Genomic DNA, 12,653 nt, shown 5'->3' with positions numbered 1-12,653 from the left:
TCAGTTTCCTTCCATCGTCAGCGCTTCGTTCACGAGCGCCTCTTGCTGTGCTTTGTGCTGGCTGGCCAGACCCGTCGCAGGGCTGGCCGATGTGGCGCGACCCACGTAACGCGGGCGCGGGTGGTCGGCCTTGATACGGCCAAGGACCCATTCGATATTGGGCTCGATAAAGGTCCAGGCCCCCTGGTTCTTGGGCTCTTCCTGACACCAGAGCATCTCGGCCTGCTTGAAGCGTTCCAATTCCTTGACCAGACTGATCGCCGGGAACGGATAGAACTGTTCGACCCGCAGCAGATAGATGTCATCGATGCCGCGCGCGTCGCGTTCCTCCAGCAGGTCGTAGTAGACCTTGCCCGAACACATCACCACGCGCTTGATCTTGTCGTCGGCCACCAGCTTGGTGTCGCTCTCACCGGATTCCGCGCTGTCCCACAACACGCGGTGGAATGACGACCCGCCGGTGAAATCCTTGGCGGTCGACACGCACAGCTTGTGCCGCAACAGCGACTTGGGCGTCATCAGGATCAGCGGCTTGCGGAAGGTCCGGTGCAGCTGGCGGCGCATGATGTGGAAATAGTTGGCGGGTGTCGAACAGTTTGCCACGATCCAGTTGTCCTGACCGCAGGCCTGCAAAAACCGTTCCAGTCGTGCCGATGAGTGTTCCGGCCCTTGACCCTCAAACCCGTGCGGCAGCAGGCAGACAAGGCCCGACATCCGCAGCCATTTCGATTCACCGGAACTGATGAACTGGTCGAACATGATCTGCGCGCCATTGGCAAAGTCACCGAACTGCGCCTCCCACAGGGTCAGCGCGTTGGGTTCTGCCAGCGAATAGCCGTATTCGAACCCCAGCACCGCGTATTCCGACAGCGCACTGTCGATCACCTCATAGCGGGCCTGTCCCTCGCGGATGTTGTTGAGAGGATAGTAGCGCTCTTCGGTCTCTTGGTTGATAAAGGCCGAATGCCGCTGCGAGAACGTCCCCCGCGTGCTGTCCTGACCGGACAGACGCACCGGATACCCTTCGAGTTGCAGCGACCCAAAGGCCAGCGACTCTGCCGTGGCCCAGTCAAACCCTTCGCCGCTCTCGAACATCTTGGCCCGTGTTTCGATCAGGCGGCCCACCGTGCGGTGGATCGGGAACCCGTCGGGCACCCGCGTCAGCGCAGTGCCGATGTCCTTCATCGCCTCTTTGGACAGTGATGTCTTGCCGCGCTGGTATTTGCCCTCTTTCTGCTTGTCGAGGTGCGACCACCGGCCATCCAGCCAGTCCGCCTTGTTTGGGCGGTACACTTTGCCCGCCTCGAATTCCTCGTTCAGCTTTGCCTGAAAGGCGGCCTTCATGTCCTCGATCTCGCCTTCGGGGATCAGCCCGTCCTTGACCAGACGTTCGGTGTACAGGGTCAGCGTGGTCTTCTGCTTCTTGATCTTGTTGTACATGATCGGGTTGGTGAACATGGGCTCATCGCCCTCGTTGTGACCAAACCGGCGATAGCAGAAAATGTCGATCACCACGTCCTTGCCAAACTTTTGGCGGAACTCCGTGGCGACCTTGGCGGCATGCACCACGGCCTCTGGGTCATCGCCGTTGACGTGGAAAATCGGCGCCTCGACCACCAGCGCGTTGTCGGTGGGATAGGGCGAAGAGCGGGAAAAGTGCGGCGCGGTGGTAAAGCCGATCTGGTTGTTCACCACCACGTGCATGGTGCCGCCGGTGCGATGCCCGCGCAGGCCGGACAGGGCGAAACATTCCGCCACAACACCCTGACCGGCAAAGGCCGCGTCGCCGTGCAGCAGGATCGGCATGACCTGCGTGCGGTTCGCGTCGTTTAGCTGGTCCTGCTTGGCGCGGACCTTGCCCAGAACCACCGGGTTCACCGCCTCCAGGTGGCTGGGGTTGGCGGTCAGCGACAGGTGTACGCTGTTGCCGTCAAACTCACGGTCCGACGAGGCCCCAAGGTGGTACTTCACGTCGCCTGACCCATCGACATCCTCGGGCTTAAAGCTGCCGCCCTGAAATTCGTTGAAGATCGCCTTGTATGGCTTGTTCATGACGTTCGCCAGAACAGACAGGCGGCCCCGGTGGGGCATCCCGATGATGATTTCCTTGATCCCAAGGTTGCCGCCGCGCTTTATGATCTGTTCCATCGCGGGGATCAGGCTTTCGCCGCCATCAAGGCCGAACCGCTTGGTCCCCATGTATTTCACATGCAGGAACTTCTCAAAGCCTTCGGCCTCGACCATCTTGTTCAGGATCGCCTTGCGGCCTTCGCGGGTGAACTTGACCTCTTTGCCAAAGCCCTCGATCCGCTCTTTCAGCCAGCTTGCCTGCTCGGGGTCCGAAATGTGCATGTACTGCAGCGCAAAGGTGCCGCAATAGGTGCGGCGGATGATCGACAGGATCTCGCGCAGCGAGGCAATCTGCAGGCCCAGCACGTTGTCGATAAAGATCGGCCGGTCCATGTCCCCTTCGGTAAAGCCATAGCTTTTCGGGTCCAGTTCCGGGTGGTTCGAGGTGTCGCGCAGGCCCAGCGGATCCAGATCGGCGGCCAGATGGCCCCGGATGCGGAAGGCGCGGATGATCATCAACGCGCGGATGCTGTCCAGAACCGCGCGCTGGATCGCCTCGTCGCTGACGGTGACGCCCTTGGCCTCGGCCTTGTCCTTGATCTTTTTGGCGGCGCCTTTGGCCTCTGCCGGAACGGTGGGCATCGGCCACTCGCCGGTCAGCGCGCCAGTCAGATCATCGTCAGGCTGCGGCGGCCAGTCCTTGCGCGCCCAACTGGGGCCCTGCGCCTCTTTCTGCACGTCCATGTCGGCATCGCCAAGCTGGCTGAAAAACGCCGCCCATGCGTCATCGACCGCGTTCGGATCGGCGGCGTAACGGGCGTACATCTGTTCGAGGTACTCAGCGTTGTGCCCCTGCATAAAGCTGGAAGCGTGAAACAGGTCGTTGGGGCTTTGGTCGTTCATGAGGCTGGCCTTTCGAAGAAGGGCATGGGGGGATGGATTCGGATCAACGTATCAGCGGGCATCGGCACTGGGACGGCGGAGACAATCGAACGGAGGCGCAGGTCATAGCGACAACTCCCCGCGAAAGCCGCTGCGCGACAGTGTGCGGTACTTTGGCTCTGCCCCAAGCATGTCCGTCAGCTGCTGCCATTCCGCAGATGTTCCGCCATCTTTGCGGATCAGGGACAGGGTTGCGACCCACAGGCCGGGACGCGGTTGGCGCCCTTCGGTCGACACCGATGAGGCCCACGCATGTACATGTGTGACATAGGGAAAGGCATCTATCATCTTGTAGTACCAGTCACTCTGGCCTTCGTCGGCGATGAACAGGGCGCAGAACGCGGTCTTGGGCAGACCGTCGGCATCGCTGTTGTAAACGGCAAGCATCGCGCCATCGTCAAAACCGTAGGCCATGACACCGTCTTTTGCCAGATCCTCGCGCATGTCTGCGATCTGGGTGTCATAGACAGCGCGTTCCTGTTCGGCGTCGAACGGACCGCCCAAGGCCATGCGCGACGCAACGTGAAAGGTGCCGGTGGCGTCCAGCAGAGCGTCCTGTCCGGTAGCCTCCAATGGGGTCCAGCCGATCTGGCGGATCAACGGATCGGCCTCTGCCAATGGCTTGGCCGTGTTGCAGAGCGCCATGAAGGCGCCCTGCGGTGTATCAGGCGAGTCGGATCCCGATTGCGTCAGCCACCACGCCGCCGCCCCCGCGCCTGACAGCGCGAGGAAAGCAGCGGCAAGGAGGGGCACTAGGCGCGCCATTGCGTCAGCCGATCGCCTTCAGCACGGCCTCACCCAGCGTCGCGGGGCTGTCAGCGACCACGATACCAGCCTCTTTCATGGCCTCGATCTTGCTCTCTGCATCGCCTTTGCCGCCGGCGACAATCGCGCCCGCGTGGCCCATACGACGTCCCGGAGGGGCGGTGCGACCCGCGATGAAACCAGCGGTCGGCTTCCAACGGCCCTTCTTGCGCTCATCGGCAAGGAACTGTGCCGCCTCTTCTTCGGCAGAGCCACCGATCTCACCGATCATGATGATCGACTGGGTCTCATCGTCGGCCAGGAACATTTCCAGCACGTCGATATGCTCGGTCCCTTTGATCGGGTCGCCACCGATGCCCACGGCCGTCGATTGGCCAAGACCGATGTCCGCCGTCTGCTTGACCGCCTCATAGGTGAGCGTGCCCGAGCGCGACACCACACCAACGCTGCCACGCTTGTGGATGTGACCGGGCATGATGCCGATCTTGCAGGCGTCGGGAGTGATGACACCGGGGCAGTTCGGGCCGATCAGACGGCTTTTGCTGCCTTCCAGCGCGCGCTTGACCTTCATCATGTCCAGCACCGGGATGCCTTCGGTGATGCAGATGATCAGCTCCATCTCGGCGTCGATCGCCTCAAGGATCGAGTCGCCCGCGAAGGGCGGCGGCACATAGATCACAGAGGCGTTCGCCTCGGTCACGGCCTTGGCCTCATGCACCGAGTTGAAGACCGGCAGGTCCAGATGGGTGGTCCCGCCTTTGCCGGGGGTCACGCCGCCGACCATCTTGGTGCCATAGGCGATGGCCTGTTCAGAGTGGAAGGTTCCCTGCGAGCCGGTGAGGCCCTGACAGATAACCTTGGTATTTTCGTCTACGAGGATTGCCATTTTGGCGTTCTCCTGAGTAGGGCGGGGTTCACCCCGCCGCGTCTTTCGGGGAAGGCGGGGTAAACCCCGCCCTACTTCAGCCTTTAACCGCTTTAACGATCTTCTCGGCACCGTCTGACAGATTGTCAGCGGCAATGACGTTCAGGCCAGAGGTCGAGATGATCTCTTTGCCTTTTTCGACATTGGTGCCTTCCAGACGTACAACCAGCGGAACCTGCAGGCCGACCTCTTTGACCGCGGCGATCACGCCCTCGGCGATGACGTCGCAGCGCATGATGCCGCCGAAGATGTTCACGAGGATGCCTTTGACCTGCGGGTCAGAGGTGATGATCTTGAAAGCCTCTGTGACCTTTTCCTTGGTGGCACCACCGCCCACGTCGAGGAAGTTGGCAGGCTCTGCGCCGTACAGCTTGATGATGTCCATCGTCGCCATCGCCAGACCCGCGCCGTTCACCATACAGCCGATCTCGCCGTCGAGCGCGATGTAGTTCAGGTCGTACTTGGAGGCCTCCAGTTCCTTGGAGTCTTCCTCGGAGGTGTCGCGCAATTCGGCGATATCGGCGTGGCGGTAGATCGCGTTGCCGTCAAAGCTCATCTTGGCGTCGAGGCATTTCAGATCGCCCCCGTCAGTCACGATCAGCGGGTTGATCTCCAGCATCTCCATGTCTTTTTCGACAAAGAGCTTGTACAGGGTGCCCATCAGCGCGACGCACTGTTTGACCTGCTTGCCTTCCAGCCCAAGGTTAAAGGCGATGCGGCGGCCGTGGAAGGCCTGATAGCCGGTGGCCGGGTCGACGCTGAACGACAGGATCTTTTCCGGGGTCGACTCGGCGACTTCCTCAATGTCCATGCCGCCCTCGGTCGAGGCGACGAAGGACACGCGGCTGGTCTGGCGGTCGACCAGCAGGGCAAGGTAGAGTTCGGTCTCGATGCCAGAGCCGTCTTCGATGTAGATGCGGTTGACCTGCTTGCCGACGTCGCCGGTCTGCTTGGTCACAAGGGTGCGGCCCAGCATGCGCTTGGCCTCCATCTCGGCCTCTTCAACCGATTTTGCGAGGCGCACACCGCCCTTTTCGCCTGCATCGGCCTCTTTGAAAGAGCCCTTGCCGCGGCCACCGGCGTGGATCTGCGCCTTGACCACCCAAAGCGGGCCGTCAAGCGCGCCAGCTGCGGTTTTTGCCTCTTCGGCTTTCAGAACGACGCGGCCGTCCGAGACAGGCGCCCCGTAGCTGCGAAGTAGGGCCTTGGCCTGGTATTCGTGGATGTTCATGGGTCGACTGTCCCCGTTTTGCTGCGGATTTGCCCTACCTAGGCAGGGTAGGGCGCAGGTTTGAACCGCTATTTTGCCGCATGGGCGGTTTCAGGGGGTGGTTTCCGACATTTGTGATCACACCTCTAAAAGCTGTGATCACAAATTCAGAAACTCTTATGGACAAAGTGATTCGGGGTGAGCGCTATCAGTTTAGCCAGACCATGAAGAGCAACGCATCGCCTCGGAACATTTCCTGAAACAGGCGCAGGTTTCCGTCGTCCACCAATGGCCCGTTTTCCATGTAGTCGATCAGCCCGTGCCCCTGCACCCAAGTCACGATGTCGACCGGCACGGGGTCTTGCAGAAGTTTCGCCAGGTTCACCCCGCCTTTGCCGCCCATACGCCAATGGCCGATCAATTGCTTGCCCAACAAGATATCCTCGGCATCAGTCAGAACCGCCAGCCATCGTTCCTTGGTATTTGCGGGCATCTCGATCCCCAGCGCCGATATCTGACCGGCACCGGGAATCCATTCGCGATCATTGTCAGGTTCTGCCGCGACCAGATCCCAGAACCGACGGTTCTGGGCAACCATCGCCAGCAGATTATCCCGCATCGCATGAATGTGGGTCACGTCCGGGGGCCGGTTCATGGCACCGTAGAGCACGGCAATATTGTCGACCGCGTCCTCTTCGCTGAGAAACAGATAGACTTGGTTGATGGCATCGGGGCCACGCAGTTCCGCCATCCTGTCAATCGTATCGTTCACCTCTGCGATCACGTCGGTCGGATCGAAGGCCAGCACCAGATGCCCGAAGGCCTCCAGAAGATGGGTATAGGCGGTGAGCCATGCTGCATCCGCGCTGTCGAAGCGGATGGTGAGGCTGTTCAGCTGTTCGGCGGGAAGGGCGCGACCCAGTGCGGCCCCGGCGGCGCTCATCAGAGTCTCACCCGCATCCGCGCGCCCGTTCTCGTTGATGTCGAACCAGACGCGTGTCAGATCCAATGTGACGCCAAAGTCGCCGGTGGCCCCGGTCAGCGCGGTTTGCGCCGCATCCATGTCGGCAACCACCCCTGTCATCAGGTCCGTTACCAGAGCGGGATAAAACGGCGCGGCATTGGGGTTGTCGGGCAGGGGGAGCCGCAAAACCGGAAGCTCCAGATCGCCGAAATTGGCATTGTGCCGATAGCGCAGCTGCAAGGTCTTTTCGATCCCGTGCAAGAAACGCACGCCGCCAAGGGCGAAGTCGCGTCCGGGGGTGGGCGGGTCCTGTTCCAGCGCCAGAATGGTGTCAGACAATCCGACGCTTGAAACCAGCGGCGTCAGGTCAATGTCCTGTGCGGCAGCAACGCTTGCAGTCCAGAACACGGCAAATAAGCTTGTGCGAAACATAAGAAAAAAGAAAGCACGCCCGAAGGCGTGCATTCAAGTCTTGCAAAAGTGGCCCGGTATCAGACCAGCGAGCTGTCGATGGCCTTGCAGGCTTCGACAAGGCCCTGAACGGCCTTGATCGAGGTGTCGAACATCTCTTGCTCTTCTTTGTTGAGCTTGATGTTGACGATCTTCTCGATGCCGCCAGCGCCGATCACGGTCGGCACGCCGACATACATGCCGTCCAGACCGAACTCGCCGTCACAGTAGGCGGCGCAGGGCAGAACGCGCTTTTGGTCCTTGAGATAGGCTTCGGCCATTTCGATGGCCGAGGTAGCGGGCGCGTAAAAGGCCGAGCCAGTCTTCAGCAGGCCAACGATTTCCGCGCCGCCGTCACGGGTGCGCTGAACGATTGCGTCCATCTTGTCCTGCGTGGTCCAGCCCATGTCGATCAGGTCGGGCAGCGGGATGCCTGCAACGGTCGAATAGCGCACTGACGGCACCATCGTGTCGCCGTGGCCACCCAGCACGAATGCGGTGACGTCTTTCATCGACACGTTGAACTCATCGGCGAGGAAGTGGCGGAAGCGGGCCGAATCCAGCACGCCGGCCATGCCGCAGACCTTGTTTGCGGGCAGGCCCGAGAACTGCTGCAGCGCCCAGACCATCGCGTCCAGCGGGTTGGTGATGCAGATCACAAAGGCGTCGGGTGCGTTGTCGCGGATGCCTTCGCCGACCGATTTCATGACCTTGAGGTTGATCCCCAGCAGGTCATCGCGGCTCATGCCCGGCTTGCGCGGAACACCGGCGGTGACGATGCAGACGTCCGCGCCAGCGATGTCGGCGTAGTCCTGCGTGCCCTTGAGGCTGGCGTCAAAGCCTTCGGACGGACCGGACTCTGCAATGTCGAGCGCCTTGCCCTCGGGGGTGCCCTGGGCGATGTCGAACAGGACGACGTCGCCCAGTTCTTTCATTGCCGCGAGGTGGGCAAGCGTGCCACCGATCTGTCCCGCGCCGATGAGCGCGATCTTGGGTCTGGCCATGGATTCAATCTCCGCCTTGCGTGAATTTGGCGCTTTGCGTACGCCCAGACGGGCTGACGCGCAAGGGTGCTGCGCTGCGGCGCTTGGTCCGCGCACCTTGTAGATAGCGCTAAATGCAGGATAAAGACCTGTCACGGGCAAGATTTTCTCAGAGGCATCCATGGAATTATTTACCGCATCCGTTTTCGCGGTGTGCATCCCGGCGGTGATCTTTGCAGGCATTTCCAAGGGTGGCTTCGGCTCTGGCGTGGCCTTTGCCAGTGCATCGATTCTGGCGATAGTGCTGGAACCGGGCGTGGCGCTGGGTCTGATGCTGCCGCTTTTGATGCTGATCGACGTGGCAAGTCTGCCGGCCTATTGGCGCAAATGGGACTGGGCCGCCGCAAAGGTGCTGCTGATTGGATCGGTGCCGGGCACGCTGCTGGGCGCACTGTTCTATGCATGGACGAACCCGGACACGGTGCGACTGCTGATCGGACTAGTGGCGCTGCTGTTCGTTGCTTGGCAGATGGCGCAAGCGACCGGGCTGATCCGTCTTGGCGGCAAGAAATTCGGTCCCGCTACGGGTCTGACCGCCGGAGTGGTCCTTGGCTTTACCAGTTTCGTCAGCCATGCGGGCGGGCCGGCGGCAGCAGTTTATCTGCTTGGCCAAGGGTTGGGAAAGACGACTTTCCAGGCGACCACCGTGCTGATTTTCTGGGCGGTCAATTTTTCCAAGGCGGGCATCTATGCCGGGATGGGCATCTTTACGCGGGAAACGTTGCTGCTTGATCTTGCACTGGTCCCTTTTGCGTTGCTGGGCACGTGGCTAGGGATCAAGGCGCACCACATGGTGCCGGAACGGCTGTTTTTCGGGATCGCCTATGTCGCGCTGACACTCACCGGGACCAAGCTGATCTGGGACGCACTGACCTGACACCCGCGTGCTTAGGCGAGAGAATTAAGGAACCGATCCTTTTGCGAAAACCGGTTCCTTGTGGGTCAAGCATCATCCCCCTTGGGAGGCAGGGCTTCGGCCAGTTCCTCGAACGCCTGACCGCTGGCGACAAGGCAGGTGAGGCCGTTGGCCATCGTCACGGTGATCGTCCACGAGCCCGAGTCGGGTGAGGCAAACACCTCCATCACGGCGTTGTTCGCGCCCAGGCCCATGCTTTGCCGGGTCTCGCCGTACTTGGCGGCCAGCCGGTCGACCACCTCATTGCGAGGGGCGCAATGGCGCAGGTTCTGCGCCTCAGCGATAGAGGCCGCGCCTAGCAGCAGGCCAGCCGAGAGCATCGCAAGCTTGATATTCTTCTCCGTCATAGTGTCACCTTTCGGCTGCGCGCCGGGCTGTTCTGGCGGCTTTTCCGCGCGCCCGGCACAGGGTGGGTCCCCTCTTTTCCGGGGTGCCATCCCTGTGGCCTGTTCCCCGTTGCCGCTTTGAACGACATGCCAACATGGTCCGCCTTCGGGCGCTTAAATCGGGTTAATGCATCGTGCGTTGCGTCAAATCCGCGAGATTATGCGGGCCATTGTACACAAAAAAATACTGATTTGCTGCGGCGCGGCGAAATTGGCCTTGAACAATCCGGCAAAAAATGCGCAATTCTGCGCAACAAAATTTCGCCCCGACTCGGGGGAAGCCTAACTGGAGACTCCGATGGACCTGCGCGCGCGCCCCTACCGATCCGTTCTCTACATTCCCGGCTCCAAGGAGCGGGCACTGGAAAAGGCGCGTATGCTGACCATCGACGCCATCATTTTCGATCTGGAAGACGCCGTCTCTCCCGATGAAAAAACCACTGCCCGCGACACGCTGGCCGAGGCGCTGTCGCGTTCCTATGGCAACCGCACCCGGATTGTGCGGATCAACGGCTTTGACACCGAATGGGGTGAGGCGGACGCCAAGGCTGCGGCCGTGATGGATTGCGATGCGATCCTGCTGCCCAAGGTCGAAGCCACGGCCCAGCTGGATGCGCTGGCCGCGCTGACGGACAAGCCTCTTTGGGCGATGATGGAAACGCCCGCCGGGATGTTGGCAGCAAACCAGATTGCGGCGCATCCGCGTCTGCAGGGCATGGTCATGGGCACCAACGACCTTGCGAAAGAGCTCAACTCGCGCTTCCGCGCGGACCGTTTGCCGATGCTGACCGGCCTCGGCCTGTGTGTTTTGGCCGCCAAGGCGCATGGCAAGACCATCGTCGATGGCGTGTACAACGCGTTCAAAGATGACGAAGGATTGCAGACCGAATGTGTGCAGGGCCGCGACATGGGGATGGACGGCAAGACGCTTATCCACCCCGCTCAGGTCGAGATCGCGAATAGAGCCTTTGCCCCCGGCTCGGACGAGATCGACCTTGCCCGCCGCCAGATCGACGCCTTTGAGGAGGCGGCCAAAGCAGGGCAGGGGGTGGCCGTGGTCGATGGCAAAATCGTTGAGAACCTGCACATCGAAACCGCCCGCAAGACGCTTGCAAAAGCCGAAGCCATTGCGGCGCTGGCCGAATAAACGCACCTTCGCGCCGAAACCATGGAGGCTCACATGCTGCTATTGATTCTTGGCGTCGCGCTCTGGTGGGGCGCACATTTGTTCAAGCGGATCGCTCCCGGCATCCGCGGACCCATGGGCGACAAGGGCAAAGGCGTCGTTGCGCTGGCGCTTGTCGTCAGCATCCTGCTCATGATTTTTGGCTATCGCATGGCCGATGGTGCGTTTTTCTGGGGCCGCCATCCGGCGACCGTGGGCATCAACAACCTGATCATGGTCTTCGCGCTTTACCTGACCTCGCCCGGACCATCGAAAGGCGCGCTCTTTTACAAGGTGCGGCACCCGATGCTGACCGGCTTCGCACTATGGACGCTGGCGCACCTTTTGGTGAACGGCGACGTGCCCAGCTTTGTCCTGTTTGGCGGTTTGGGTGTCTGGGCGCTGGTCGAGATGATGGTGATCAACCGGGCAGAGCCGAACTGGACCCCACCCGCCAAAGGCGCGATCAAAAAGGACATCATCTTTCTGGCCGCATCTGTCGTCCTGTTGGTCGTGATTGGCTATATTCACGGCCTTCTCGGCTATCCGGCTTTTGGATAAGCCCATGAAACTGTACCGTTTCCTGTCGAGTGACGACACCTCTGCCTTTTGCCACAAAGTCACCGCCGCCCTGAATGCGGGATGGGATCTACATGGCGGGCCGACCTATGCGTTTGACGCCGCCAACGGCGTTATGCGCTGTGGGCAGGCCGTGGTGAAAGAGGCCCCCGGCACCTATTCCCCTGACATCAAGCTTGGAGAGCAGTGACAAATGGCTAAGACCAATCCGGGCCGGTTCTTCGAAGATTACACCGTGGGCGAGGTCATCGACCATGCCGTGCCGCGCACCGTTTCTGGCGGAGAGCGGGCGCTGTATCACGCGCTCTATCCGATGCGGCACGCGCTTTATTCCTCCGATGAATTTGCGCGTGACTGCGGGTTGCCTGCGGCCCCGATCGACGACCTTGCCGCGTTTCACATCGTCTTTGGCAAGACCGTTCCGGATGTGTCGCTGAATGCGGTGGCGAACCTTGGCTATGCCGAGGGGCGCTGGCTAAAGCCGGTCTGGCCGGGGGATACCATCCGCTCACAATCTGAGGTGATCGGGGTCAAGCAGAACTCCAACGGGCGCACCGGGGTGGTTTATGTGCGCTCTCGTGGGCTGAACCAGAACGATGAAATCGTTATGGAATACGCGCGATGGGTCATGTTGCGCAAACGCGAGATGGATGCGCCCGCGCCTGACCCGGTCATCCCCGAGTTGAAGAGCAGCCTTGATCCAGCGGATCTGGTGATCCCCGAAGGGCTGGATTTCTCCAACTACGAATTCACGCTTGCGGGTGAAAAGCACCGTCTGTCGGATTATGAGGTCGGCGAGACCATCGACCATGTCGACGGCGTCACCATCGAAGAAGCCGAACACATGATGGCCACGCGTCTGTGGCAGAACACTTCCAAGGTTCATTTTGACGTCACCGCACGCCCGGATCAGCGGTTGATCTATGGCGGTCACGTGATTTCGATGGCGCGCGCCTTGTCATTTAATGGGTTGGCGAACGCGCAGATCATTGTCGGTTTGAACGGTGGCGCCCATGCAAATCCTTGCCTTGCGGGCAACACAGTCAAGGCCTGGTCCGAGGTGCTGGATAAGGCTGAGACCTCTGCCCCCGGCGTCGGCGCGATCCGTCTGCGTCTTGTGGCGACCAAAGGTGGTGCACCGTTTGAGCTGAAAGGGCCGGACGGCAAATACCTGCCAGATGTGCTGCTGGATCTGGATTACTGGGCGTTGATGCCACTCTGATCTGGGCGGCGTCTGT

At 60.9% G+C, this 12,653-nt stretch carries 12 protein-coding genes; 5 read left to right on the top strand and 7 right to left on the bottom strand.

Going from position 1 to position 12,653, the window contains the following annotated elements:
• The 6 genes from VOI21_RS13825 to mdh form a co-directional block, all read right to left on the bottom strand.
• The gene (locus VOI21_RS13825; RefSeq protein WP_323770513.1) at window positions 1-2,973 is read right to left on the bottom strand and encodes a 2-oxoglutarate dehydrogenase E1 component; all 2,973 of its coding nucleotides are present in this window, start codon (window positions 2,971-2,973) and stop codon (window positions 1-3) included.
• A gap of 102 nt (window positions 2,974-3,075) precedes the next feature.
• The gene (locus VOI21_RS13820; protein ID WP_323770512.1) at window positions 3,076-3,777 is read right to left on the bottom strand and encodes a hypothetical protein; all 702 of its coding nucleotides are present in this window, start codon (window positions 3,775-3,777) and stop codon (window positions 3,076-3,078) included.
• 4 nt (window positions 3,778-3,781) lie between these two features.
• Window positions 3,782-4,663, bottom strand: a complete 882-nt coding sequence (gene sucD / locus VOI21_RS13815; protein WP_323770511.1) for a succinate--CoA ligase subunit alpha — start codon at window positions 4,661-4,663, stop codon at window positions 3,782-3,784.
• Window positions 4,664-4,739: 76 nt separating this feature from the next.
• The gene (gene sucC / locus VOI21_RS13810) at window positions 4,740-5,933 is read right to left on the bottom strand and encodes an ADP-forming succinate--CoA ligase subunit beta (RefSeq protein WP_323770509.1); all 1,194 of its coding nucleotides are present in this window, start codon (window positions 5,931-5,933) and stop codon (window positions 4,740-4,742) included.
• A gap of 187 nt (window positions 5,934-6,120) precedes the next feature.
• A complete protein-coding gene (locus VOI21_RS13805) occupies window positions 6,121-7,284 on the bottom strand; it encodes a hypothetical protein (RefSeq protein ID WP_323770508.1) in 1,164 nt (387 codons plus the stop codon).
• Window positions 7,285-7,367: 83 nt separating this feature from the next.
• Window positions 7,368-8,330, bottom strand: a complete 963-nt coding sequence (gene mdh, locus VOI21_RS13800; RefSeq protein ID WP_323770507.1) for a malate dehydrogenase — start codon at window positions 8,328-8,330, stop codon at window positions 7,368-7,370.
• A 160-nt stretch (window positions 8,331-8,490) separates the two neighbouring features.
• On the opposite strand from mdh, the gene VOI21_RS13795 reads away from it, so the two are divergent.
• The gene (locus VOI21_RS13795) at window positions 8,491-9,246 is read left to right on the top strand and encodes a sulfite exporter TauE/SafE family protein (RefSeq protein WP_323770506.1); all 756 of its coding nucleotides are present in this window, start codon (window positions 8,491-8,493) and stop codon (window positions 9,244-9,246) included.
• A 65-nt stretch (window positions 9,247-9,311) separates the two neighbouring features.
• On the opposite strand, the gene VOI21_RS13790 is transcribed toward VOI21_RS13795, so the two are convergent.
• Window positions 9,312-9,632, bottom strand: a complete 321-nt coding sequence (locus tag VOI21_RS13790) for a hypothetical protein (RefSeq protein WP_323770505.1) — start codon at window positions 9,630-9,632, stop codon at window positions 9,312-9,314.
• A 337-nt stretch (window positions 9,633-9,969) separates the two neighbouring features.
• On the opposite strand from VOI21_RS13790, the gene VOI21_RS13785 reads away from it, so the two are divergent.
• From VOI21_RS13785 to VOI21_RS13770, 4 genes are read left to right on the top strand one after another with little or no spacing between them, the layout of a single operon-like run.
• A complete protein-coding gene (locus VOI21_RS13785; RefSeq protein WP_323770504.1) occupies window positions 9,970-10,818 on the top strand; it encodes a CoA ester lyase in 849 nt (282 codons plus the stop codon).
• A 33-nt stretch (window positions 10,819-10,851) separates the two neighbouring features.
• The gene (locus VOI21_RS13780) at window positions 10,852-11,397 is read left to right on the top strand and encodes an NnrU family protein (protein ID WP_323770503.1); all 546 of its coding nucleotides are present in this window, start codon (window positions 10,852-10,854) and stop codon (window positions 11,395-11,397) included.
• Between the two features lie 4 nt (window positions 11,398-11,401).
• Window positions 11,402-11,605: a DUF1737 domain-containing protein gene (locus VOI21_RS13775; protein ID WP_323770502.1), complete on the top strand. Its 204-nt coding sequence runs from the start codon at window positions 11,402-11,404 to the stop codon at window positions 11,603-11,605.
• A 3-nt stretch (window positions 11,606-11,608) separates the two neighbouring features.
• Complete coding sequence (locus VOI21_RS13770) at window positions 11,609-12,637, top strand: MaoC family dehydratase (RefSeq protein ID WP_323770501.1); 1,029 nt, start codon at window positions 11,609-11,611, stop codon at window positions 12,635-12,637.
• Window positions 12,638-12,653 lie beyond the last annotated feature (16 nt).

Origin of the sequence: Antarctobacter sp. (assembly GCF_034670325.1) — a bacterium.
In the GTDB taxonomy this organism is placed as follows: domain Bacteria; phylum Pseudomonadota; class Alphaproteobacteria; order Rhodobacterales; family Rhodobacteraceae; genus Antarctobacter.
The sequence above is the reverse complement of the archived record's forward strand: the minus strand, read 5'-3'. Positions and strand labels throughout refer to the sequence as shown.